Here is a 23,802-nt window from a genome sequence, read left to right as displayed (position 1 = left end):
GTAACGGCTACCCGCGCACCTGGATGTCGGCCACCACCGGCAGGTGGTCGCTGGCCAGCCGGGCGTCCCGGGGATCCGGGGTCCAGACGCCGTACTCGAGCACCTCGATGCCCCGGCCGGTGAGGATCGCGTCGATCCGCCGCCGCGGGGAGACGGTCGAGAAGGTCAGCGGCGCCTTCGGGGCCGGATCGGCCACCAGCGGCTCCAGCGCCTTCCAGGACTCCCCGCCGGGGGCCTCGTTCAGGTCACCGGCCAGCACCGCGGGCAGCCCGAAGTCGGCCAGCTGACGGCTCAGCGACCGCACGTGCCCCAGCCGCTGGGCCTGGTCGAGCGGCAGGTGCACCGAGGCGATCCGCAACGCCGGCCCACCCTCCAGCAGCTGCACACTGGCCAGCACCGCACCCCGCCGGTTGTCCCGCCAGTGCCCCAGCGGGAAGGTGAAGGCGGCCACGTCCTTCGCCCGCATCCGCCCGGAGACGAACACCGCGTTGCTGCCCGCCGTCCGGCCCCCGGCCAGGTGGTGCATCCCGCAGGCCCGGGCCAGCCGCTGGAACTGCCCCTGCGTCCCCGGAAGGCGCGGGCCCTCCTGCAGACAGAACACGTCCGGGTCGGCGGCCCGCACCACCCGGTGCACGGCCAGCGGATCCCCCTGCAGATGCCGCACGTTCCAGCTCAAGATCCTGATCCGCGACGACGGCTCCATGCCCTCTCCTCGCCAACGATCCAACGACTTTCCGAACACCGGACGATCAGGAAAGGGTCACGGCCTCGCGCCGGGCCAGGTCGGCGGCCCCGACCAGCCCGGCCTCGGGCCCCAGGGCCGCCTTGACGATCGAGGCGAACGGCCGGAACCCGCGCCCGGTCAGGGTGCGGCGGAACGACTCCCGGGCCGGGGCCAGCAGCAGGTCCCCGGCGTCGGAGACCCCGCCGCCGATCACGAACAGACCCGGGTCCAAAGCCGCGGCCAGGTTGGCGAGCCCGATCCCGAGCCAGTGCCCGACCTCGTGGAACAGCTCCACCGCGGCCGGGTCGCCGTCCATCGCGGCCTCGGTGATCAGCGGCCCGACCAGCGCCGAGTGGTCCCCCTTGACCCGCTGCACCAGCGGCACCGTGACCGGTGAGCCGGCCGCCGCCATCTCCCGGGCCTCGCGCCCCAGCACGTTGCCCGAGGCGTACTGCTCCAGGCAGCCCCGGTTGCCGCACTCGCAACGGCGCCCGTCCGGCACCACCACCATGTGCCCGAACTCCCCGGCCATGCCGTACCGGCCGCGCTGGATCGCCCCGTCGGTGACGATCCCGCCGCCGATCCCGGTGCCGAGCGTGACCATCACCAGCCGCGACTCGGCCCGCCCGGCCCCGAACCGCCACTCGGCCCAGGCTGCGGCGTTGGCGTCGTTCTCGACGATCACCGGCAGCCCGACAGCCGCCGCCACCCCGTCCCGCAGCGGCTCGTTGCGCCAGGACAGGTGCGGGGCGAACAGCACCCGGGCCCGGTCGGCGTCGACGAAACCGGCCGCGCCGATGCCCACCCCGAGGATCTCCCGGCCCTCGCGCAGCTCGGCCACCACCTCGGCGATGGTGGCCTCGACCACCCGCGCCGAGGCGTGCCGCGACGGGGTGGCCCGCCGGGCGCGGGCGATCACCGCCCCGCTGGCGTCGACCACTCCGGCGGCCACCTTCGTGCCCCCGATGTCGACCCCGATCGCGAGGCCGCGCGGGTCCGGTCCGGTCATCGCGTGCGGGCCAGGTCGGCGGCGCCGATGATGCCCGCGTCGTTGCCCATCTCGGCCAGGCGCAGCTGCAGGTGCGGACGGTTGGCGGCGCCGGAGAGGTGCTCGGCGAAGGCCTCGCGGGCCGGCACCATCAGCAGGTCGCCGGCGTCGGCCACGCCGCCGCCGATCACCACCACGGCCGGGTCGAGCAGGTTGGCCAGGGAGGCCACCCCCTCGCCGAGCCAGCGGCCGAGCTGGGCGAACAGGCCGACCGCGGCCGGGTCACCGGCCAGCGCGACCTCGGTGATCATGCTGCCGACCAGCCGGTCCACCTGGCCGCCGGCCGCCGCCAGCAGCGGGGCGGCCGCCTCCGGGTCGCTGATCGCCAGGTCCCGGGCCGCGCGCACCAGGGCCCGGCCGGAGGCGTACTGCTCCCAGCAGCCGAGCTGGCCGCAGCCGCAGGGCCGGCCGTTCGGCGCCACCCGCAGGTGCCCGATCTCGGCGGCGATCCCGAAGGCACCGCGCACCAGCTTGCCGTCCAGCACGATGCCGCCGCCCACGCCGGTGCCGACGGTGACCATGACCATGTCGGAGACGTCCAGGCCGGCCCCGAACCGGAACTCGGCCCAGGCCGCGGCGTTGGCGTCGTTCTCCACCACGACCGGCAGCCCGACCCGCCCGCCCACCGCCTCGGCCAGCGGGTGTTCCCGCCAGGCGATGTTGGGGGCGAAGCGGACGGTGGTGCGGTGCTCGTTCACGAAGCCGGCCGCGGCCACGCCCACGGCCGAGACCTGGGCGCCAGGGGCCGTGCCCTTCAGCTTCTCGACGGCCTCGGCGATGCTCGCGTCGATCAGCTCGACGGTCTCGGGAGTCGGTACCCGTAGGCGCTCGAGAATCCGCCCGTCGGCGTCAACCACACCGGCGGCGATCTTGGTGCCGCCGACGTCCACCCCGATGGTGAGTTCCACTCCGAGGATCCCCTTACCCGTTCGAGTCCCTGTCCGGGACAGTCGTCAGTGCTGTCCGGAAGAGGCCTTCCCCGCAGGTGCCGGGGCGCTCAGTCCGAGACGTTGATCGGAACGGTAGTGGGCGGCGGGGGGCGGTGGGTCGGCGCGGTACCCCGGACGCAGTCGCGGGAGGCCGGAGTGCCCGTTTCACCCGCATTGTCCGGCGCGTTCTCCGGAGTGAATTCCCGTATCGTCCGCGCCAGCCCGGTCGCGAGTTCGGCCAGGCGGTCGAGCAGGACCGGGCCGTGGTCGCAGATTGCTGTGACCCCCGCGCACACGGGGCAGGGTGTCTCTTCGGTTTCGGGGGTGAGCGCGTCCTGCAGTGCGGTCAGGGCCAGGCGTGCGTCGTCGGCCCACTCCCCCGGGAGCGCCGCGGCCAGCGCCTCAGCATCCAGGTGACGGTGCTCCATCACAGCCACCGGGAGGGAAACTCGTCGGGGTCCGGCACGAACTCCACGGAAAGCACTCCTTCTCGCAGTCGGGCTCCCTGCACCTGACACCGCCGCAGCACACTGGGCAACGCCAGCACACTGCGGTAACCGTCCACGGCGATCACCAGCTCGTCCCCCCTCCGCCCCAGGTCCAGCTCCTCGCGGCGGGCCAGGGGCATGGGCAGCCGAAGCGTGAAGCCGCTCTCGCTGCGGTCTATCTCGAAGCGCGGCATCGGGGGCAGCGGCTCGTCGAGCACCGGAGACAACTCCGCCCCCAGGGCAGAGAGCTGACCCAGCCCCCGTGGCTCCTGCGCCGCGTGCTCGATCCTCACCACCGGCACAGACCCGAAAGACTCAGCAAGGTCGTTCAGCACGGTTTCCTGCCGGCGTACCCGTTCGCCCATCCAACCAATGGTGGACGTCGGTGCCGACTCGCTCACAGACGTCTTCAATTGGGGCCCGAAAGTTGGGAGAACCCGGTTGGCGACCACAGCGTCCACTGCGAAACCGGCCATGCTCAGGGCGGTGAACAGCCGTCGGCACCCGGCCACCACCCCCGCCTCCGGCGTGAGCACCAGACGCACCGACGTACTGTCGGCGCTCAGCACGGCCCCCACCGAAGTGAGCTCCCCGGCCAGCCGGTCCACCGCCTCAACGAGCGGGTCGCCGGTGCGCCCGGGATCCAGGAGTCGCCCGATCCGGCGCTCGATCGGCAGCAACCGCTGCAGCAACCGGCCCAGCGCCTGCGGCGCCGAGAGCAGCCGGAAGGCCGGCACCGAGGGCGGGCAGTCGAGCACCACCAGGTCCCACCGTCCCGACCGCACCTGCTCGGCCACGGCGAGCAGGGCGAACAGCTCGTCCAGCCCGGGCAGCCCGGCCAGGTCCTCGGCCGACACCGGGTCGACCCCCAGCTCCTCCAGCGCGTCCTGGGCGATCTCCTGCACCGGGGCCCAGATCCGGGCGGCCGTGGCCGGCGCGTCGACCTGCACGGCCCACAGTCCGGCGGCCACCTCGACCGGCTCCGGCCCCAGAGCTGCATCCAGACCGTCGGCCAGCGACTGCGCCGGATCCAGCGACGCCACCAGTACTTTCGACCCGAGCTGCGCCGCCTGGACACCGGTCGCGGCGGCGACGGTGGTCTTGCCCACCCCACCCGGACCGGTGATCACCAGCAGGCGCACCGGCTCAGGACTCCACGTGCTTCTTCAGCTCGGTGAGGGCGGTGTCGACGATCGCCTTCTCGGCCTTGCGCCGCAGCATGCCCAGCATCGGGATGCGCAGATCGATGGCCAGCGTGTAGGTGACCTTGGTGCCCGGGCCGCTGGGAGTCAGCCGGTAGCTGCCGTCCATCGCCCGCATCACCCCGGACTCGTCCAGCTTCCAGGAGAGCTCGCCGACCCCGTCCGCGTCGAAGTCCCAGCTGTAGTCCAGCGAGTAGGTGTCGCGTACGGCACCGGCGTCGAGGGTGAACCGCACCCGGGCCGCCCGTCCGTCCGCCTGCCGGTCGAGGATCTCGACCTCTTTGACGGCGCCGGCCCACTGCGGGTAGCGCTCGAAGTCGGCGATCACCGCGAGGACGTTCCCCGGCGCGGAGTCGATCACGACGCTCGACTCGGTCTGGTCGGCCATGCGGGCCTCTCTCTGGCTCTGACGGGGGCTGCCCGGCGAACGTTACCGCCAACTCCCCGCGGCACCAGACGCCGTGTCCGGGCAGACCTCGGACCAGATTCAGACCAGCAGGCCGAGCAGGGTCAGGCCGACCATCAGGACCACCAGCAGCAGCACTCCCCCGCCGAACGCCACCGCGTACTTGCCCCCGGGCAGCTGCCCCAGTGCGAGGTGCGCCTTGAGCACGGTGAACGACGAACTGGCGGCCGACTCATGCGCCGCCAGCCCGGCGAGCAACTCCCCGGCCCGGGCCTCGTCCTCCGGCCCCCGCAGGTGCCGGCCCTTCCTCGGGGCGGGCACCGCGACCACCGGCTCGGGCTCAGGTTCGGGCTCGGAGGTGGGGGTGAAACAGAGGGAGCACCACTCGTCCCCCGGCTTCAGTCGCGCGCCGCACTCCCGGCACCGCCGGGAATCACCGGTCGACGGCGGGCTGGACGACGAGGGTGAGCCGGTCACCGCGCATCTGTCGGCCGCCGGACGCCGTTCCTGAGCCGCTCGGGTGAACTATCGGCCGTCCGGGTGACAGAAACTGCCCCCGCTGGTCGAGGCCGACCGCAGCTTTCGCGGATTTCTCGGGTTTTTCATCGGATTTGCGCCGTCCGGTCGTCAGGAGCGTGATCCATCACTCGGAATTACCCGGTTCGGCGGCATAGGCTCAGCGAGTGCGCGAGATCATCGTCCCCAGGTCTTTTCCCCTCGACGCCGAGGAGAGCCTCTGCGACATCGTGGTGGGAAATGCGGAGAAACGGCCCCACCACGTCTCGTTCCGCCGGCCGGTAGCGGCCGGCTGGCAGGACGTCACCGCCGCCGAGTTCCTCGGTGAGGTCGTGAGCTGCGCCAAGGGCCTGGTCGCCCTCGGGGTGCAGCCCGGTGACCGGGTGGCCCTGATGGCCCGCACCCGCTACGAGTGGACGCTGCTGGACGTGGCGATCTGGTTCGCCGGCGGGATCTCGGTCCCGGTCTACGAGACCTCCTCGGCCGAGCAGGTGCGCTGGATCCTGGCCGACTCCGGCGCGGTCGCGATCGTGGTCGAGACCGCCGCCCACCGCGAGACGGTCGGGCAGGTCCGGGGCGAGGTGAGCGGTCTGCGCGAGGTCCTGACCATCGACGACGGCGCGATCGCGACGCTCGGCGAACTGGGCTCCGAGGTCGGCGACGAGGTGATCCACGAGCGCCGGGCGATCGCCACGCTCGACACCGTGGCCACGCTGATCTACACCTCCGGCACCACCGGCCGGCCCAAGGGCTGCGAGCTCACCCACGGCAACTTCGTGGGCGGCGCCCGGGCGGCCGGGGTGGGCTTCGGCGACCTGGTCAACGACCAGGCCAGCACCCTGCTGTTCCTTCCCCTGGCGCACGTGTTCGCCCGCTACATCCAGGCGCTGTGCATCGTCAACGGCTCGGTCCTGGGGCACACCCCGACCACCGCGAACCTCCTGGCCGACCTGGACGGTTTCAAGCCCACCTTCCTGCTGGCCGTGCCCCGGGTGTTCGAGAAGATCTACAACGGGGCCGAGGCCAAGGCGATGGCCGGCGGGCGGGGCAAGATCTTCGCCTGGGCCGCCCAGGTGGCGATCCGGTACAGCCAGTCGCTCGACGCCGGCGGCCCAGGGCTGGGTCTGCGCCTGCAGCACGGCCTGTTCGACAAGCTGGTCTACGCCAAGCTGCGTACGGCCACCGGTGGCCGCCTGAAGGCCTCGGTCTCCGGCGGCGCCCCGCTCGGCAAGGATCTGAGCCACTTCTTCCGCGGTGTCGGCCTGCCGGTGCTGGAGGGCTGGGGCCTGACCGAGACCACCGCTCCGGTCAGCTGCAACACCCTCGCGGTCAACCGGATCGGCACGGTCGGGCGGCCGTTGCAGGGCATGGGTGTACGGATCGGCGACGACGGCGAGATCGAGGCGTACGGCATCGGTGTGATGCGCGGTTACGCCAACAACTCCCAGGCCACCGCCGAGGCCCTGCACGACGGCTGGTTCGCCACCGGCGACCTGGGCTCGCTCGACGAGGACGGCTTCCTGTCGATCACCGGGCGCAAGAAGGAGATCCTGGTCACCGCCAACGGCAAGAACGTGATCCCGACGGTGCTGGAGGACGGGATGCGCGGTCACCCGCTGATCTCGCAGTGCATCGTGGTGGGCGACCAGAAGCCCTACGTGGCCGCGCTGATCACGCTGGACGCCGAGATGCTGCCGACCTGGCTGGCCAACCGGGGCAAGCCGGCCCTGGACGTGAGTGCGGCGGCCGCCGACCCGGACGTGCTGGCCGAGCTGCAGACCGCCGTGGACAAGGCGAACACACTGGTCAGCCGGGCCGAGTCGGTGCGCCGGTTCCGGGTGCTGAGCACCGACTTCACCGAGCAGTCGGGGCATCTGACGCCCAAGCAGAGCCTGAAGCGCTCGGTCATCCTGAAGGACTTCGCGGACGACGTGGAGAAGCTGTACGGCTGAGCGGCCCTTCTCACCGTGGGGTGAGATTCGCCCGTCGTCCCCCGCACCGGGGACGGCCTTGGTCAGACTGGAGAGGTGAACGGGGACATCTCAGTCCGCGCCCGGGATCTGGTGGTCGGCTTCGGGCCGGTGACCGCGGTCGCCGGGCTCGACCTGACCGTCCGCCCCGGGCAGGCGCTGGCTCTGGTCGGGCGCAACGGCGCAGGCAAGTCCACCGCGATGCGGGTCCTGGCCGGGGTGCTGCCGGCCACCGCGGGCGAGGTCCGGGTGGGAGGGATCGACGTACGTACCGATCCGCTGGCCGCCCGCCGGGTCACCGGCTACTGCCCAGACGTGGGTGGGCTGGTGCCCCGCGCCAGTCCCTGGGAGCACCTGCAACTCTCCGCCCGGCTGCGCGGCCTACAGGGCTGGGAGTCGCGGGCCCGCGATCTTCTGGAGCGTTTCGACCTGGCGGCCCAGTCGCACCGGATCACCGCGGGTTTCTCCCACGGCATGGGCCGGCGGCTCTCCGTGGTGCTGGCCGCGCTGCACTCCCCTGCGGTGCTTCTGCTCGACGAGCCGTTCGACGGGGTCGACCCCCTGGGGGTGGATGCGACCGTCGATCTGATCGAGGAACTGCGCGCGGCCGGTAGTGCGGTGCTGGTCTCCACGCATCTGCTCGACCTGGCCGGGCGGGTCTGCACCGACGCAGTGGTGCTGCGCGGTGGGCGGTCGGTCGCTTCCGGCCTCATCGCCGACCTGTCGGGGCCGGAAGGTGCCCGGCGGTACAAGGCCCTGTTGTCGTGACCGGATTTCCCGCAGCGGCGGCCGAGGTTCGCGCCCTGGTCGCCTTTCGTCTCGGGGCGGTGCCGGCCGGTGCGCGTTGGCGCACAAGAGCGGGATTAGGGACGCTTCCACTCGCCGTGGCCGTCGCGGTCGCCATTGGTCTGTGGTTGCCTGCCGGGGGACGTCAGGACGCGGCGCTCCTGCTGCCCAGCGCCTGGCTGGGTTTCGCGGTGGCCACCGTCCTGGCCACCGCCGGCAACGGGCCGCGCACCCTGCTGCCGCGCGCTCAGACGGTCGCCTTCCCGGTCAGCCCGGGGGCCGAGCACTTGGGCGCCCTGCTGCTGGCCCCGCTGAACGTGGCCTGGATGCTGCCCACCCTGACCCTGGTCGCGGTCTCGGCCTGGGGCTTCGGCGCCGCCCCCGGGCCGGCTGCAGCTGTACTGCTGGCCGGCCTGGCCTGGGTTCTCACCGTCACGGTGGTGGCTCAGGCGGCGGGCTGGCTGGTCGAGCTGGCCCGCACCACGCGAGGCGGCACGATGCTGGTCCGCGCGGTCTTCGCGGCGGCGATCGCGGCGCTGGCGGCCCTGCTGCTCACCGGGCGGATGGCCGACGTGCTCGACGCCGCCCCCACCCGGCACCTGCTGGTCCGGGCGGTACAGGCCGGTTCCGGAGACCTCGTCGCAGGCGTTCAGCTCCTGCTCTTCCTGGCCGCCGTCACGATGACCGGGCTCGTGCTGGGGCGGCGCTGCTGCGAGGCCGTAATGCTCGCCCCGGAGCGCGACCGCACGCGTCTGGAGAGCCGCACCGTGCGCCCCCGGCCGGCGGCCCGCACCTCGCTCGGCGCCGCCCTGCGACTCGACCGCGCCGGCGTCTGGCGTTCGCCCCCGCTACGCCGGGGCATGATCGCGCTGACCGCCGCCCCGGCACTGGCCGCCGTCGCCGCCGGGCTGGACTGGCCGATGCTCGTGCTCCTGCCCAGCCTCGCCGCCTCCGGCGCCGGCCTGCTCTTCGGGGTCAACGCTCTGGCGCTCGACGGGCCGGGCGCCCTCTGGCGGGAAAGCCTGCCCTGCCCGCCGAGAATCATGCTGCTGGCCCGGATCCTCGTGATCGCCGAGGTCTGTCTGGTCGCGGCCGGGCTGGTGGCCGTGCTCGGCGCCGCCCGGGCGCCCGGCCCGCCGGGCGTGGCCGCGGTGGTGGCCGTGATCGGGGCGGTGGTCGCGACCACCGCCCAGGTGACCGGGCTGTGCACCCTCTGGTCGGTGCGCAACCCCTACCCGGCCGGGTTGCGCGAGACTCGTGACCAGCCCGCCCCACCGCTGGCCATGGCCAGGTACGCCGCCTCCTTGGCCGTACGCACCACCGTTGTCGCAGTGTTCTTCTCGTTGTGCGCCGAACCTGGCATGGCCCCGGCCGGCGCCGCCCTCACCGTCGCCGTCACGGCACTCGGCCTGCGCCGCATCTACCGTGCACTGCGCGAGTGGGACGAGGACCCGGCCCTGCGAGCGCGGGCCCTGAGCACCGTCTCGACGCCTGTCTGATGGGGAAACCCCCAGTCACAGTCGATGATTTCACCGACAGTCCCCCATAAATAGGACAGGTTTCGCCCCGATCTCGGCATTCTGCCCTGACTGCGCCCCAGATGATGCAGACTGTGCGGGACCAGAGGGCTGCAGAGCGTGAGTCACCTGGTGCTGACCGTAGCGAGGAGGTGCCTGGTGCTCGTCCGGCGAGCCACCGCTGCCCCGATCGCCGTACCCACCTGCTCGCGGGCGCCGGACCGGGGCGCCGTCGCCGTCGAGTTCGCTCTGGTGCTGCCCCTTCTCATGCTCTTCCTGTGCGGTGTGATCCAGTACGGCTACGGCCTGTTCCAGTTGCAGTCGTTCAGCGCGGCGCTCGACCAGGCCGGCCGCGACGCCGCCACCGGGATCGGCGACTGCGCCTCGTTCGACCGGCTGCTCGGCTCGGCGGTCACCGAGAACGGGCTCAGCCCGGCCGATGTCGCCACCTCCCGGCTGGAATGGCTGGATCACGAGGGGCGGGTCACCCAGACCCCGCAGCGGATCCTCGGCCAGGTCCGGATCACCGCCACCTACCGGGCCTTCGACCTCGGTATCCCGCTGGTCCCCTTCCCCGACACGATCACCCGAAGCTCCACCGCCTCGGTGCAGAGCGTGCTGGGCTCCGGCCTGACCGGCTGCCTGGGCTCGGCGAAGCCGTCGTGAGACACGGGGCGCGTAGCGAGGCCGGGGTGGTGGCGATCGTGACCACGCTGGCGATCTCGACCTTCTTGCTCGGGGTGGCCGCCCTGGCGGTCGATCTCGGCCGGGCCTACCTGCGGCAGAACGACCTGCAGGCCCTGGCCGACCGGCTGGCCCTGGCCGCGGCGAAGGGGCTGCCCACGATCATCGAGCCCGAGGGCGCGATCGACCAGCTGACCACCACGCTCACCGCGATCTGCACCCATCGCGAGGAGAGCGGCGAACTCTGCCGCTCCCGCACCGGTATCGACCCGCAGCAGTGGACGGACGGTGATCCCGGCAACGGCGAGGTCACCTTCTTCACCGACTCCGACACCGACGGCCGGGTCGGGCTCGCCGACGCGGTGAGCGACCTGTCCACCCCGAGCCAGGCGCTGCGGGTGCTGCTTCCCCCCACCACCGTGGAGTTCGGCCTGGCCGGGGCCCTCGGTTTCGAGAAGGCAAGCATCCAGCGCTCGGCCACCGCCCGGATCGGCACCCCGCTCGGCTCCGGCATCCTGCCCTTCGCCCTCACCCCGGAAGAGGTCACCTCCGGGCGGTTCTGCGTCCAGGAGCCGGAAACCCCGCCTGTCACTCCCCTTTCTACTGCCCCATCGACATCAGGGCGTTACTCCGCAACCGATGTCCCCGCGGGTACCGTCCGGCTGCGCGCACTCAGTGGTGAGGGCATTCCGGTCAGCGGGGCGACCACCTCCTTCCGGCTGACCGTGTACAGCCTGTGGCAGTGGCCGAGCGACGTCCGGTTCCGCTGGAAGACGCCGGACGGCACCACGACACCCCTGCCCAGTGAGCGAACCGGGCTGCGCACCTTCCGCGTCACTCTTCCCCCAGGTCAGGCCGGCTCCACTGCCCAACTCTGGGCGACCGGAAGGCTCTATCGAGACTCCTTCACCACAAACGTCCTCAATCTGACTTATGCAGGCACCCCACCCGCCACCGACCCGCCACCGACCCCTGGAACCTGCGAAAGCAGCGCACCAGTGGTGCAACTGGCTCGCCAGGACACCGGCGACCTGGCGACGGCGCTGGAGAACAACGTCCGTTCGGGGCCTCAGGTGAACCTGCGACCCCATTCGGGAACGCTCGTCGGGGGCACCCTCGCGTGCGTCGGCTCGATCCTCAGCGGATCCACCGACTGCCTGAACCTGGGCACACCGAGCCAGTTCTCGGAGTCGCTGCGCCGCGGGTTGCTCGAATCCGGTGGTGGGCGGCCAGGGCGGCTGATCGGCGACACCGGCAACGGGGTCGAGTCCACCAACGGCTACCAGGTCGACGCCACCAGTCTGTTCGAGAGCCCACACCTGCTCGACCCCCGCTACACGGGCGGCTCGTCCCAGTCGCTGAGAACCCTTCTCACCCAGGGGGTGGCGGCCGGGCCGGCGAACCAGGGCTGGATCACCTCGGCCGCCGTGCGCAGTCACCGCCTGGCCGTGGTGCCGGTGATCGATCCGGAACCGCTCGGCCTCGGGAACGACTACCGGATCACGTCTTTCCGCTACGTCTGGATCGACGGCGACACCAGCGGGCGCGGCCTGCTCTGGCGCAACGGGCGTCTCACCGGCCTCGAGGGTTACGTGGTGGACCCCGGTTACCTGCCCGCGGTGACCTCGGGATCAGCCACCGTCGGCCCCTTCCTGGGCGCCGGTATGCCCAAAGAGGCCCTGCTGGTAGCGGATCTGGACGGTGCCCGGCCGTGACCGTTCGCACATCGATCAGATAACAACGACCACTCTGCGCGCCCGTGATGCGACAGAATGCAGTCCCGGACGGGTACACCGCCGGTGCAGATCCGAGAATGCTTCTACCAGAACGGCGGACAGGCAGGGATGGGACGACGCACGGTTCTCCTGATCACTTCCGTCCTGCTGGCCGCGGTCGGCACCGCGATCGTCGCGCTCTACGTACGCGGCGCCGACGACCGGGCCACCGAGGGGCAGGCGCTGGGCACCTACGTGGTGGCGCTGCGGGACATCGAGACCGGGGTAGAGATCACCGCGCAGGATGTGCAGACGCAGCAGATGCGGGCCGGCGACCAGCCCGCCACCACCGCCACCCGGATCGACGCAGTGGTCGGGCGCCGGGCGCAGGTCCGGGTCCTGCAGGGCACCACCGTCGACGAGCGGGTCCTCAGCCTGCCGGGCGCCGAGGTGGACGGGGAGTCCGCGGTCCGGGCCGACGAACTCGGGGTCACCGTGCAACTGGAAGACCCGAACCGGGCGGCCGCGCTGCTCGGGGTGGGTTCCTGGGTGCGGATCTTCACCCTGCGCGACGAGAAGGCCACCGAGATCGTGGAGAAGGCCCGGGTGATCTCGATCGGCGCCACGGTCCAGACGGTGGGGGCCGCCGGGCCGGACGGGAAGAACGCGGTCGGCTCCACCGCAATACCGCCTGGACTGATAGGCCTTTCCGTGCCGCCACCGGCCGCCCGCGCGATCCTCGGGGTCCAGATGCAGCAGCAGCCGCTGTACTTCGCGGTCATCCCCACGGCCGACGTCCCGGAGGACAGCTGATGGGCGCGGCAGTCTTCTTCGACCCGCACCCCCCGGTCGGCGCCGCCCTGTGCGCTCAGACCGGCGGCACCGGGCCGGTGTTCAGCGACCTCGACGGCCTGCGTGCGCACCTGGAACGGATGAGCGACGAGGACACCCTGGTACTCGGCCCCGACCTGGACGACCGGGAGGCCTTCGACGTGGCCCACCTGGCCCGGTCGCACCGGCCCGGGGTCGACCTGATCCTGGTCCGCCGCGAGATCACCACCACCCTGCTGCAGGAGGCCCTGCGCACCCGGATGTCGGCGGTCGTCGACCACCGCGACACCCTGCAGCTGCGGGCCGAGGTGAAGCGCAGCCTGAACCGGGCGCCGCAGCGTGAGACCCCGGCCGATCCGGCCCCCGCCCCCGCCGCCCGGCGCGGCCGGGTGCTCACCGTGTTCTCGGCCAAGGGCGGCTCCGGGAAGACCGTGCTGGCGGTCAATCTCGCCGCCGTCCTGGCCGACCGCGGGCACCGTAAGGTCTGCATCCTCGACCTCGACCTGGCCTTCGGCGACGTGGCCATCGCGATGCAGCTCTTCCCGGCGCACACCATCGCCGACGCAGTGCCGCTGGGCGGCGAGATCGACTCCTCCGCCGTCGCCGCCATGCTCACCCAGCACTCGGCCGGGCTCAGCGCGATCGTCGCGCCGACCGAGCCGGGCACCGCCGAGTCGATCCGCCCGCAGCTCATCTCGCACCTGCTGGACGTGCTGCGCGAGGAGTTCGACTACGTGGTGGTGGACACTCCCCCGGCGTTCGACGACCAGGTGATGGCCGCCCTGGACGTCTCCGACCTGATCACCCTGGTGGTCACCCCGGACGTGCCGGCCCTGAAGACGCTGAAGATCACCGTGGAGACGCTGATCGAGCTGGGCTACCCGCGCGATCGGCTGCGGCTGGTGCTCAACCGCAGCGACTCCCGGGTCGGGATTAGCCACGCCGAGGTGGAGAAGACCGCCGTGATGCCGCTGTCCGGGCTGATCCCCAGCTCACGCGACGTGCCGAGCTCGGTGAACCGGGGTGTCCCGCTGGTCCAGGACGACCCGGGTCACCCGGTCAGCCTGGGCATCGCGCAGTTCGCCCAGGACGAGGTGATCGGCGCCGGTCTGGCCGGCGGCCGACGGCGGCCGCCGCGCCGGCGCAGGTTCCGGCGATGAGCCTGGCCGACCGGCTCGCCCAGGCCCGGCTCGACCGGGTCGACTTCGGCGACCTCACCGCCGCCGGGGCACGCACGGCCCCGCCCGGTCCGGCCCTGGGGGCCCGGGCCCGGCGGCGGTCGCAACCGGCCGGCGACCCATTCGCCGACCTGCGCCGCACCGTGCACCAGACACTGCTCGAGAACCTCGGCCCCAAGCTCTACGACTCCCGTCTCAGCCAGTCCGAGCTGGAGCAGCGGGTCCGGCACACCCTGCAGGAGGTGCTGCAGGCCGACCAGGTGCCGCTGACCGTGGCCGACCGCACCCGGATCGCCCAGGAGATCGCCGACGACATCCTCGGTTACGGGCCGGTCGAGCCGTACCTGCGCGATCCCGAGATCACCGAGATCATGGTGAACGGGCCGGACCAGATCTACGTGGAGCGGCACGGGCGGATCTTCCCGGTGGACGGCCGGTTCGCCGACGAGGCGCACCTGCGGCGCACGATCGACAAGATCGTCGGCCGGGTCGGGCGGCGGGTCGACGAGGCCAGCCCGATGGTCGACGCCCGGCTCCAGGACGGCAGCCGGATCAACGCGATCATCCCGCCCCTGGCCGTCGACGGTTCCCTGCTGACCATCCGCAAGTTCTCCGCCGACCCGTTCGAGGTGGACGACCTGATCCAGCTCGGGACGGTGTCCCGGGCGGTCGCCGACGTGCTCGCCGCCTGTGTCCGGGGGCGGCTGAACATCCTGGTCAGCGGGGGCACCGGGGCCGGGAAGACGACCACCCTGAACGTGCTGTCGGGGTTCATCCCGCCGGACGAGCGGGTGGTCACCATCGAGGACGCGGCCGAGCTGCAGCTGCACCAGGAGCACGTGCTGCGCCTGGAGGCCCGGCCGCCGAACATCGAGGGCCGGGGCGAGATCTCGATCCGCCAGCTGGTACGCAACGCGCTGCGGATGCGCCCCGACCGGATCATCGTCGGCGAGATCCGGGACGCCGCGGCCCTGGACATGCTGCAGGCGATGAACGTCGGCCACGACGGCTCGATCTGCACCGTGCACGCCAACGGCCCGCGGGACGTGCTCTCCCGGGTCGAGACCATGGTGCTGATGGCCGGCCTGGACCTGCCGGTCCGGGCGATCCGTGAGCAGGTCTCGAGCGCGCTGGACCTGATCATCCAGCAGGCCCGGTTCCCGGACGGCGCCCGTCGGGTCACCGCGGTGACCGAGGTGATCGGCATGGAGGGTGACGTGATCACGCTGCAGGACATCTTCGTCTTCGACTACCAGGGCACCGGGGGCACCGCCGGTCAGCTGCGCTGGACCGGCCTGCGCCCGGCCTTCCTGGAGAAACTGGCCCGCAACGGCGTCCCGGTCGATCCGCGGGCGTTCGGTTCCTACCAGCGGCACGTGCGGTGACCGGATGCTGACGGCCGGACTGCTCCTGCTGTTCATCGCCCTCGCGGTGCTGGTCTTCCTCGCCACCGGAGCCCTGACCGGCGCCGACCGCGAGGAGTCGGACGTGGTCCGGCGGATCGCGGTGTACTCGGTCCGGTCCCGTACGCCGGAACAGATCCGGCTCACCGAGGAGACGGCGTCCCGGCTGGGCGACAGCCCGATCACCCGGTCCGCGGTCGGCCTGATGAGCCAGGTGGCCCGCCGGGGGAAGGTCGACCGCGCACTGGATGCCCGGCTGGAACAGGCCGGATTCCCGCTGCGCCCCGGCGAGTGGATGCTGCTGCACGTCAGCGCCGCCGTCGGGGCAGCGCTGCTGCTCGCCCTGATCGCCCGGGGTAGGCCGGCCGCGGTCGCGCTGGGGCTGCTGCTCGGGCTGGCCGCTCCCTGGGGCGTGCTGCTGGCGGCCCGGGCCCGGCGCGAGGCCAAGTTCCTTGCCCAGTTGCCCGACACGCTGCAACTGCTGGCCGGCAGCCTGGCGGTGGGCTATTCGCTGCCCCAGGCCATGGATTCGGTGGTGCACGAGTCGCACCCGCCGATCCGGGGCGAGTTCAACCGGGCGCTGGTGGAGACCCGGCTGGGCATGCTGGCCGAGGACGCGCTGGACGGCATCGCCCAGCGCACCGGGAGCAAGGACTTCTCCTGGGTGGTGGTCGCCATCCGGATCCAGCGCGAGGTCGGCGGCAATCTGGCCGAGTTGCTCACCTCGGTGGCGGGCACGCTGCGCGAGCGGGAGCGGCTGCGCCGGCAGGTGGCGGCCCTCTCGGCCGAGGGCCGGCTGTCCGGGATCATCCTGGCCGCGCTGCCCGTGGTGTTCGCGTTCTACCTGATGCTGGCCCGGCCCGAGTACATCGATCCGCTGTTCACCACGCCCCTGGGGCTGGGACTGCTCGCCTTCGGGGTGATGTCGCTGGCGGCCGGGGGCTTCTGGATGGCGAAGGTGATCCGGGTGGACGTCTGATGCTCCTGGCCGCCGGCATCACCGTGCTCTTCCTCGGGCTCAGCGGTGTGTGCGCCGTACTGCTGCTGGCCAACCGGCAGCGTCTGGACGCCCGGGCCCGGCAGGCCCTGCTGGAGAACTTCCACGCCGGCCCGGTACCGCTGCGCCAGAGCGAGCTGCAGATCCCGTTCACGGAGCGTGTCCTCGTTCCGCTGATCGGGCATTTCTCGGCGGCCGGCCGCCGGCTCACCACGCAGGAGCGGATCGACCGGATCCGCGCCCGGCTCGACCTGGCCGGCAACCCGCGGGGCTGGGACGTCGACCGGGTCCTGGGCGCCAAGGCCCTCGGGCTCGTGACCGGAGCGTTACTGGGGCTGGCCCTGCCTCCCCTGTTCGGAGCAGGGCCACGTGGGATGGTTCTCACATTCAGCGGGCTCTCAGCTCTGGGCTGGTTCGGGCCGTCGCTGTGGGTCTACCAGGTCGGCTACGACCGCACCGAGCTGATCCGGCGCGAGCTGCCGGACGCGATCGACCTGCTCACGATCTCGGTCGAGGCCGGTCTGGCCTTCGACGCGGCGCTCGCCCAGGTGGCCCGCAGCAGCGAAGGACCGCTGGCCAAGGAGCTCTTCCGGGTGCTCCAGGAGATGCAGCTGGGCACCGGACGGCTGCCCGCGCTGCGCGCCTTAGCAGATCGCACCGACGTGGAGGAACTGAGGATCTTTGTCGCGGCCATGGTCCAGGCCGATACGTTTGGCATCCCCATAGCCGGAGTGCTGCGGGTGCAGTCGAGGGAGATGCGGGTGAAGCGCAGTCAGCGGGCGGAGGAGAAGGCTCAGCAGGTGCCGGTGAAAATTCTCTTCCCACTGATTTTCTGCATCCTGCCGGCCTTGTTTATCGTGGTCATGGGGCCGGCCGGCATCAAGATCTTCCAACAGTTCTCAGGCATGTGAGGGGCGGATGGCGCGACTGCTGATCATCTCGCGTTCCCTCGCGCTGGGGATGCGGCTGACCGACCTGCACGAGGTCGACGAGCGCTCGGCCGACGACCTCGAGCAGCACCTGCCCGAGGTCGAGGGCTTCGACGTGCTGGTGCTCGACGTGGGCGACCCGGTGCTGGCCGTGAACACGGTCAACTCGCTGCGGGAAGACGAGCAGGCCGTCCCGGTGATGCTGATCTCGGGCTACCAGCCCGAGTGGGAGCAGGTCGAGGCGCAGCAGGTCGAGGGCGTGCACGTGGTGCCGCTGCCGATCACCCGGCAGGCGCTGCTGCGCGGCGTGGCGATCCTGCTCGACGAGGACCCGGACCTGATCACGGTCGAGCCGACCGGCGCGGTGCCGATGATCGAGATGGGCACGGCCGACACCTCCGACGACGCGACGGTGATCGCGACGCAACCGCTGCCGGCCGGCCGACGGCCCGGCGCGAACGTCGCCACCTCCAAGAGCTCAGAAACTGAAGACGTCCGTCAGCTCGCCTCCGGTGGTTCGAAGGCCGGTGCGGCTCAGCCGGGTTCGGAAGGTTCCGCGGCCGAGAAGCCCACGGTGACCGACGCGGCCCCGGCCGCCCGGTCGGGTAAGGCGCAGTCCGGCGCGGCCAAGGCAGGCACCGCGAAGCCCAGTGCTGCCAAGCCCAGCGCCGCGGGGGCCGCCACCGGTACGCGCGGCCCCGCCACGCCTGGCGCCGACCAGTCCGAGGCCTCTGGCCCGGGCTCGGCCAAGGGTGGGTCGGGGGCGGCTCAGCCCAAGAACAGCAGGCCGGACGCGGCCCCGTCGGCCGACGGCAGGCCGGGTGCGGCCAGGCCGACCTCTGCTCAGCCGGGCGGTGCCACGGAAGCCGCCGGAGCGGCCAGGGCCTCAGCCCCGGGCCAGGCGGGGACGGCCGCCGCAGGATCCAACGGTGCCGGGTCCGCCCCGGCGACTTCAGCCAAGGGCGGGTCGGCCTCGACAGCCACAGACAACTCGGGGGCCCGATTGGCCCAGCCCGGTGTCGCCAAGCCCGGTGCGGCCAAGTCCGCCGACGCCCGGGCTGGTGCCGCGACGTCCGGTGCCGGGTCTGCCGGAGCCGGATCTGCCGGAGCCGGGTCTGGCACTGCCGGGTCTGGAGCTACTGGTTCCGCCTCTGCGGGTTCTGTCGCTGCCGGTTCTGCCGGAGCCGGCTCTGCTGGAGCTAGCGCCGCCTCTGCGGGTTCGGTTGCTGCTGGTTCTGCCGGAGCGGGTGCTGCCGGAGCCGGATCCACTCCTGCTGGTTCTGCCGGGTCTGCCGGAGCTGGATCTGCTGGAGCCGGCGCCGCCTCTGCGGGTTCGGTTGCTACTGGTTCAGCCGGTTCCGCCGGGGCCGGATCTGCCACCACCGGTTCCGCCGGAGCCGGATCTGCCGCTGCCCGATCCTCTGCTGCGGGTTCTGCTGCTGCCGGTTCTGCTGCTGCCGGTTCCGCCCGAGCCAGATCCGCCGCTCCCGGATCTGCTTCCACCGGATCCGGCGCTGCTGGTTCCGGCACTGCCGGATCTGCTGCTGCTGGATCTGCCGCCGCGGGTTCTGCCAGAGCCGGTTCCGCCGCTGCTGGTTCCGCCGCCACGGGCTCTGCCGCCGCGGGGTCTGCTGGAGCCGGATCCGCCGCCGTCGGATCTGCCGACGGTAGGCCGGCCGGACCCGCCGACGTCGCTGCAGCGAAGGCCGTGCAGAAGGCGGCCGAGCAGGGGCTGCGACCGACTGGGCAGTCGGCTCAGGGCTCGGGCCAAAGAGACCTGGGCCCCTCCACCGGCACGCTCGGTCAGCAGATCGCGGCCCGGCGGATGGGCCAGAAGCTGGGGCCGCAGCACGACCGCGCCCGGCGTCCGGGCGCCCGCCCCGAGCCCGAACCGATCCAGGTCAAACCCTCCCCGGTTGCCGGTCTCTCGTATTCCACCCCCGTGGTGCGCCCGTTCTCCGAGCAGCCTCCCACCGGGCAGTTCCCGTTCGAGCGGGCTCCGCAGCGCGAGGAGACTCCCCCGGCCGCGCCGCCCGTTCCCCCGGCGAGCTCTCCGCTCGGCAGCCGGCAGAACCGGTGGCGCAGCAACCCCGCGCCGGAGACCGGCAGCGTCCCGATGAACAGCAGCAACATCGCGGCCAACCGGCGGCTGGGCCGGATCGGCGACCGGCCGCGCAAGTTCCAGCGCCGCGCCGACCCGGCCGACAACACGCCGCGGACCCCGAGCCGGGGTCTGGTCACCGACCCGTTGGGGCCGCGCACCGATCCCTACGGGTTCCCGGTCAGCGCGCTCGAACGTCGCTTGGACGCCGAGGCCGCTGCGGCGGTCACCGGCCGCCCCGGGGTCGACGGCGAGCCCGCGCTGCGCACGGCCGACCTGATCCGGGCGCTGCACGAGCGTTCCGGTGAGCTGTACGGCGTCAGCGACACCGCGCAGGTACTGGCCGACGACGTGATCGAGCGGGCCTCCGCCGACGCGGCCGCGATCCTGGTGCCCGACGGCCCGGTGTGGCGGGTCAGCGGCGGGGTGGGCCTGCGCCCGCTGGAGCGCCGGCTGGAGCTGAACGCCGAGCACTGGCTGATCACCGAGGTGGGCGGACCCGGGCGGGCGGTGCTGGTGGACGACACCGACATCGTGCGGCAGCAGCTGGCCGGGGCGCCCCTGGCGGCCTGGCGGCACCTGATGGCGGTGCCGGTGCCGGACGTGCGGGTGATCGTGGTGCTGGCCCGCAACGAGGAGGGTGGCGCCTTCGCCGCCCACGACCTGAACGCGGTGCATCAGCCCGTGCGCGAGTCGGCGGCCCTGCTGGCCCAGGCCATCGAGACGCGTCGGCTGGCCCGGGCCCTGGCTCCGCTGCGTGAACCGGCTCCCGAGTCCGGCCGCCCCAGCACCAAGGGCTGACACACCGGCCACCGCGGGGAACCGGCCGCTACGAGTCTCTCACCGGCTCGTCGGCCAGTTCCTCGCGCAGCACCCCGGCCTCCGGCTCGAACCGGCTCTGCTCCAGCCGTTTGCGCAACTGCACCCCGATCCCGGTGGGCCCGGACCGGTTCTTCTCGACGGTCAGCACCAGCCAGTCACCGAACTCCTCACCCACCCTCGGGTCGTAGACCAGGTGCCGGCGCGCCACCGCGTCCACCTTCTCGTTCAGCATCAGCACCAGGTCCGGTTCCGAGACCGAAGATGCCGCCCCGCGAAGGTGACCGGTGCGACGGCGCCGCACCGAACCGTCCTCAATCGGATCAGTGACGGCGACCGCGAGCACCGGCAACCCCGTCTCCCGGGCCAGTTCCCGCAGGCCCGCGGCGGTCTCGCCGGCCCGTTCCCCGAAGCCGGACACCCCCTGAAGGTGATCCACAACGACCAGAGGCGGGACCCCCGTCCTCAATCGGGCCTCGGAGACCACCTCACGGATGTCCACCACGTCGGCATCGGCCGGAGCGTGCAGCAGAAGGCGTTCTCCGTAGTCGGCCAGCGCGGCCAGCGCGCTCGTTCCGCCCGCCACCCGCTCCAGGCGCTCGGCCAGACCGGCGCCCTGCCCGTCGGCCAGGAAGGCGTCACGGACCTGACGCAGCGTGGCCCCCTCGAGGCCATGCCGCTCACCCGCCTCGAGCGCGATCAGCCGCTGCAGCAAGACGGCAGTTTCCTGCTGGTAGGACAGGAAGACCGCGGACCCGCCGGACCGGGCCGCGTGCCGGGCGATCTGGAGAACGAGCGCGGTCTTGCCCACTCCGGACGGGCCACCGATCAGCGTCAGCTCGCCGGATCTCAGGCCACCGGCCAGATATCCGTCGAGCAGCGGGAAGCCGGTCGGCACGGGCCGGGGCGTTCCGCCACCCGGTTGTGTCAGAGAGTTGTCGGCCGCGGACAGCGCGTCGATCACGGAGTACAAATCGTCCACCTCAGGACCTAACCCATCAGATCGGTTCGTCGCATTCCTAAAACCTTGGGGGATCTAACGGTCGTATTGGACGATCCCAAGCCACGAGTATCCCTCGTGTGGCAGATTGTCACCGTGGCCGTGCTGGAACTACGAGCGAAGAGCATCTTCGTGCCCCTCGTGATCCGCGCCGGAATCATCTTGATCTTCGCCAGCGCCGCCGTCGCCATGAGCGCGGTGGCCGAGAGCGGGGGCGTGACCCCCCGCGAAGCGGTGATCCCGGCCCTGATGCTTTTCTGCGTCGCGGCGCTGGCCTCCCTGCCGTTGCCCGGAGCCGTGCCACCGATCATCCCCACCCTCGCCGAAACCCTCACCGCGTCAGTGATCATCGGCGGCGTGGGCGGCAGCGGGGTGCTCTTCCTGCCCTACCTGACGGTTCCGCTGTTCATGGCCGGCCTCACCTCCGGCCTGGTGCTGGGCCTGGCCACGGCGGCCACCGCAGCGGTCGCCCTGGGCGGGATGATCCTGACCTCCTCGGAGATCGGGGTGGCCAAGCTGAACCAGAGCAACGCTCTGGTGGCCTGGGTCTTCATCCTGGTCGCGGTGCCCACGGTGGGTGCCTGGATCCGGCGGCTGCGGGCCGACGTGGCCCCCGACAGCGAGCCCGCCTACGCCGACGCGCACCGACTGCTGTCCGAACTGCACGTCGTGGCGCGGCAACTCAGCCTGGGTCTCGACCCGCGCACCCTGGCCGCCGCGCTGGCCGAGGACATCCGTTCCGTGGTGCCACAGGCCGATGCCATCGTGCTGGTGCGTTCCACCGGCGGGCGGTTCGTCTCGCTGTCGGGACTGGAGCCGCCGGAGGCCTCGGAACTGGCCATCGAGGACGCCTGGGTCAGCGCCCAGCCGGTGAAACGCGAGGCGCAGGGCCGTTCCTTCGCCGCGATCCCGGTGCTGATGGGTGAGCGGGTGGTGGCCCTGGTGCTGGTGATCACCGCGACCGGGCTGGACGCGGCGTCGCTGCGCAGCTGCCGCAGCGTGATCGAGCAGTCCGGGCCTCGGCTGGCCTCGGCCATGCTGTTCGACGACGTGCGCCGGCTGGCCACCACCGACGAGCGGATGCGCCTGGCCCGCGAGATCCACGACGGCATCGCCCAGGACCTGGCCTCGGTCGGCTACGCGCTGGACGACATCCGGCAGAACTCCGACCCGGAGGTGGCCCAGCAGGTGCTCACCGTGCGCGAGCAGCTCCAGGCGATGGTGGCCGATCTGCGGATGAGCATCTTCGACCTGCGGCACGGGGTGAACGACACGGTCGGCCTGGGGGCCGCGCTGAGCGAGCACGCCCAGCGCATCGCCGCCCAGTCCGACCTGGCGATCCACCTGTCCATGGACGAGTCGCCCAAGCGGCTCCCGATCACCGTCGAGGTGGAACTGCTGAGGATCGTCCAGGAGGCGATCACCAACGTCCGGCGGCACGCGCAGGCCACCAACCTCTGGCTGACCGTGGCCGTCGAACCACCTCGGGCCCACATCACCGTCATCGACGACGGCCGTGGGCTGAAACCCGGCCGGGCCGACAGTTTCGGCATCCAGGGGATGCGCGAACGCGCCCGCCGGATCGGCGCCAATCTCCGGGTCGGTCCCGGCCCGGAAGGCGGGGGCACCCTGGTCGAGGTCGGGCTCGGCACCGAGACCTCCGCACCCCTGGAGCCCCGGCACCTGGCCCGCCCGGCGGTCACCCGCGTGGCTCTCACCGATCCGCACGGGATACCCACCATCGTTCCTTCCACTCAGAGCAGTCAGTCCAACCAGGCCAACCGGCCGGCAGACAGGACCCGGGCGGCCTCACACGCCCGGGCCGACCAGGAGGTGACTAATTGACCAGCGCAACGGCGAACCTCCGGGTTGTGCTCGTCGACGACCATCAGCTGATCCGGGAGGGCCTTCGACGGGCCTTCGACCGGGCAGGTGATATCGAGGTGGTCGGCGAGGCGGCCTCGGTCGCGGACGCGCTCAATGCCCTGGAACGGCTCCGGCCGGACGTTCTCGTGACCGACGTGCGTCTTCCGGACGGCGACGGGATCACGCTGACCACCCAGGTGCGGGCGAGCAGTCCGACGATGGGCATCGTCGTCCTCACGATGTACGCCGGGGACGAGCAGGTCTTCGCCGCTCTGGACGCGGGCGCGTCCGGTTTCGTGGGGAAAGACGCCCCGGCCGAGGAGGTCGTCGCCGCCGCCCGGCACGCGGCGGCCAACCCGCGAGCCTTCACGGCGCGAGACCTGGCCGGCGCCATGCAGCGCCGGATGAGCGCCCCGGCAGGGCCGAAACTGTCTCCGCGAGAACGGGAAGTGCTCGATCTCCTGGTCGACGGCCTGGCCATCGCGCAGATCGCCCGCCGGCTCTACATCAGCGAGTCGACGGCAAAGACGCACGTGGCCAACATCTACGAGAAGCTGGGGGCCGGAAACCGGGCCCAGGCGGTGATGGCCGCCGTCCGGCTCGGCCTGGTGGACGACGCGAAGCGCCGCTAGGTGCTCGTATGTCGTTGCCGGTAAACGTCTTTCAGTAACACCAGCCCCATTCCTCGGCCGA

21 protein-coding genes and 1 pseudogene are annotated in these 23,802 nt (G+C 72.1%); 14 read left to right on the top strand and 8 right to left on the bottom strand.

From position 1 onward, the window contains the following. Window positions 1-7 precede the first annotated feature (7 nt). The 7 genes from LWF15_RS22780 to LWF15_RS22750 form a co-directional block, all read right to left on the bottom strand. A complete protein-coding gene (locus tag LWF15_RS22780; protein WP_232812935.1) occupies window positions 8-703 on the bottom strand; it encodes an endonuclease/exonuclease/phosphatase family protein in 696 nt (231 codons plus the stop codon). 46 nt (window positions 704-749) lie between these two features. Next, window positions 750-1,733, bottom strand: coding sequence for an ROK family glucokinase (locus tag LWF15_RS22775; RefSeq protein WP_332879924.1), 984 nt, complete (start codon window positions 1,731-1,733; stop codon window positions 750-752). Further along, entirely contained in the window at window positions 1,730-2,680 is a 951-nt protein-coding gene (locus tag LWF15_RS22770) for an ROK family glucokinase (protein WP_232812934.1), read from the bottom strand. The genes LWF15_RS22775 and LWF15_RS22770 overlap by 4 nt, the downstream gene beginning before the upstream one ends. Window positions 2,681-2,769: 89 nt before the next feature. Further along, window positions 2,770-3,129 (bottom strand): hypothetical protein, encoded by a 360-nt coding sequence (locus tag LWF15_RS22765; RefSeq protein WP_232812933.1) that lies wholly within the window; start codon window positions 3,127-3,129, stop codon window positions 2,770-2,772. Continuing rightward, the gene (locus tag LWF15_RS22760; RefSeq protein WP_232812932.1) at window positions 3,129-4,331 is read right to left on the bottom strand and encodes an ArsA family ATPase; all 1,203 of its coding nucleotides are present in this window, start codon (window positions 4,329-4,331) and stop codon (window positions 3,129-3,131) included. Before LWF15_RS22760 ends, LWF15_RS22765 begins: the two co-directional genes overlap by 1 nt. Window positions 4,332-4,335: 4 nt before the next feature. Beyond that, complete coding sequence (locus LWF15_RS22755; protein ID WP_232812931.1) at window positions 4,336-4,779, bottom strand: SRPBCC family protein; 444 nt, start codon at window positions 4,777-4,779, stop codon at window positions 4,336-4,338. 99 nt (window positions 4,780-4,878) lie between these two features. Further along, a complete protein-coding gene (locus LWF15_RS22750; RefSeq protein ID WP_232812930.1) occupies window positions 4,879-5,118 on the bottom strand; it encodes a hypothetical protein in 240 nt (79 codons plus the stop codon). Between the two features lie 43 nt (window positions 5,119-5,161). Here LWF15_RS22750 and LWF15_RS22745 point away from each other — a divergent pair, with 43 nt between their 5' ends. From LWF15_RS22745 to LWF15_RS22690, 12 genes and pseudogenes are all read left to right on the top strand, one after another. After that, the gene (locus tag LWF15_RS22745; protein ID WP_232812929.1) at window positions 5,162-5,308 is read left to right on the top strand and encodes a hypothetical protein; all 147 of its coding nucleotides are present in this window, start codon (window positions 5,162-5,164) and stop codon (window positions 5,306-5,308) included. A gap of 172 nt (window positions 5,309-5,480) precedes the next feature. Next, window positions 5,481-7,265 carry an AMP-dependent synthetase/ligase gene (locus LWF15_RS22740; RefSeq protein WP_232812928.1) on the top strand — a complete coding sequence of 595 codons (1,785 nt, stop codon included), beginning with the start codon at window positions 5,481-5,483 and terminating at the stop codon, window positions 7,263-7,265. Between the two features lie 153 nt (window positions 7,266-7,418). Then, window positions 7,419-8,051 (top strand): annotated as a pseudogene (locus tag LWF15_RS22735) (ABC transporter ATP-binding protein); the annotation flags it as partial. A gap of 116 nt (window positions 8,052-8,167) precedes the next feature. Continuing rightward, window positions 8,168-9,568: a hypothetical protein gene (locus LWF15_RS22730; protein ID WP_232812926.1), complete on the top strand. Its 1,401-nt coding sequence runs from the start codon at window positions 8,168-8,170 to the stop codon at window positions 9,566-9,568. 177 nt (window positions 9,569-9,745) lie between these two features. After that, window positions 9,746-10,252 carry a TadE/TadG family type IV pilus assembly protein gene (locus LWF15_RS22725; protein ID WP_232812925.1) on the top strand — a complete coding sequence of 169 codons (507 nt, stop codon included), beginning with the start codon at window positions 9,746-9,748 and terminating at the stop codon, window positions 10,250-10,252. Continuing rightward, window positions 10,249-11,985: a pilus assembly protein TadG-related protein gene (locus tag LWF15_RS22720; protein WP_232812924.1), complete on the top strand. Its 1,737-nt coding sequence runs from the start codon at window positions 10,249-10,251 to the stop codon at window positions 11,983-11,985. Before LWF15_RS22725 ends, LWF15_RS22720 begins: the two co-directional genes overlap by 4 nt. Before the next feature lie 129 nt (window positions 11,986-12,114). Next, window positions 12,115-12,798, top strand: coding sequence for an SAF domain-containing protein (locus tag LWF15_RS22715; protein WP_232812923.1), 684 nt, complete (start codon window positions 12,115-12,117; stop codon window positions 12,796-12,798). After that, window positions 12,798-13,976 carry an AAA family ATPase gene (locus tag LWF15_RS22710; RefSeq protein WP_232812922.1) on the top strand — a complete coding sequence of 393 codons (1,179 nt, stop codon included), beginning with the start codon at window positions 12,798-12,800 and terminating at the stop codon, window positions 13,974-13,976. The genes LWF15_RS22715 and LWF15_RS22710 overlap by 1 nt, the downstream gene beginning before the upstream one ends. Beyond that, the gene (locus LWF15_RS22705; RefSeq protein ID WP_232812921.1) at window positions 13,973-15,379 is read left to right on the top strand and encodes a CpaF family protein; all 1,407 of its coding nucleotides are present in this window, start codon (window positions 13,973-13,975) and stop codon (window positions 15,377-15,379) included. Before LWF15_RS22710 ends, LWF15_RS22705 begins: the two co-directional genes overlap by 4 nt. A gap of 4 nt (window positions 15,380-15,383) precedes the next feature. Then, the gene (locus LWF15_RS22700; RefSeq protein WP_232812920.1) at window positions 15,384-16,376 is read left to right on the top strand and encodes a type II secretion system F family protein; all 993 of its coding nucleotides are present in this window, start codon (window positions 15,384-15,386) and stop codon (window positions 16,374-16,376) included. After that, window positions 16,376-17,305 carry a type II secretion system F family protein gene (locus LWF15_RS22695; RefSeq protein WP_232812919.1) on the top strand — a complete coding sequence of 310 codons (930 nt, stop codon included), beginning with the start codon at window positions 16,376-16,378 and terminating at the stop codon, window positions 17,303-17,305. Before LWF15_RS22700 ends, LWF15_RS22695 begins: the two co-directional genes overlap by 1 nt. A gap of 7 nt (window positions 17,306-17,312) precedes the next feature. Then, window positions 17,313-20,225 carry a hypothetical protein gene (locus LWF15_RS22690; RefSeq protein ID WP_232812918.1) on the top strand — a complete coding sequence of 971 codons (2,913 nt, stop codon included), beginning with the start codon at window positions 17,313-17,315 and terminating at the stop codon, window positions 20,223-20,225. A 28-nt stretch (window positions 20,226-20,253) separates the two neighbouring features. On the opposite strand, the gene LWF15_RS22685 is transcribed toward LWF15_RS22690, so the two are convergent. Next, window positions 20,254-21,225: a DnaB-like helicase C-terminal domain-containing protein gene (locus LWF15_RS22685; protein WP_232812917.1), complete on the bottom strand. Its 972-nt coding sequence runs from the start codon at window positions 21,223-21,225 to the stop codon at window positions 20,254-20,256. 96 nt (window positions 21,226-21,321) lie between these two features. Between LWF15_RS22685 and LWF15_RS37760 the strand changes: the two genes are divergently transcribed. Beyond that, window positions 21,322-23,088, top strand: a complete 1,767-nt coding sequence (locus LWF15_RS37760) for a sensor histidine kinase (RefSeq protein ID WP_232812916.1) — start codon at window positions 21,322-21,324, stop codon at window positions 23,086-23,088. Continuing rightward, complete coding sequence (locus LWF15_RS22675; protein WP_232812915.1) at window positions 23,085-23,741, top strand: response regulator transcription factor; 657 nt, start codon at window positions 23,085-23,087, stop codon at window positions 23,739-23,741. The genes LWF15_RS37760 and LWF15_RS22675 overlap by 4 nt, the downstream gene beginning before the upstream one ends. The last annotated feature ends 61 nt before the right edge of the window (window positions 23,742-23,802 follow it).

The sequence above is a fragment of the Kineosporia rhizophila genome, assembly GCF_021277265.1.
Lineage (GTDB): Bacteria > Actinomycetota > Actinomycetes > Actinomycetales > Kineosporiaceae > Kineosporia > Kineosporia rhizophila.
The sequence above is the reverse complement of the archived record's forward strand: the minus strand, read 5'-3'. Positions and strand labels throughout refer to the sequence as shown.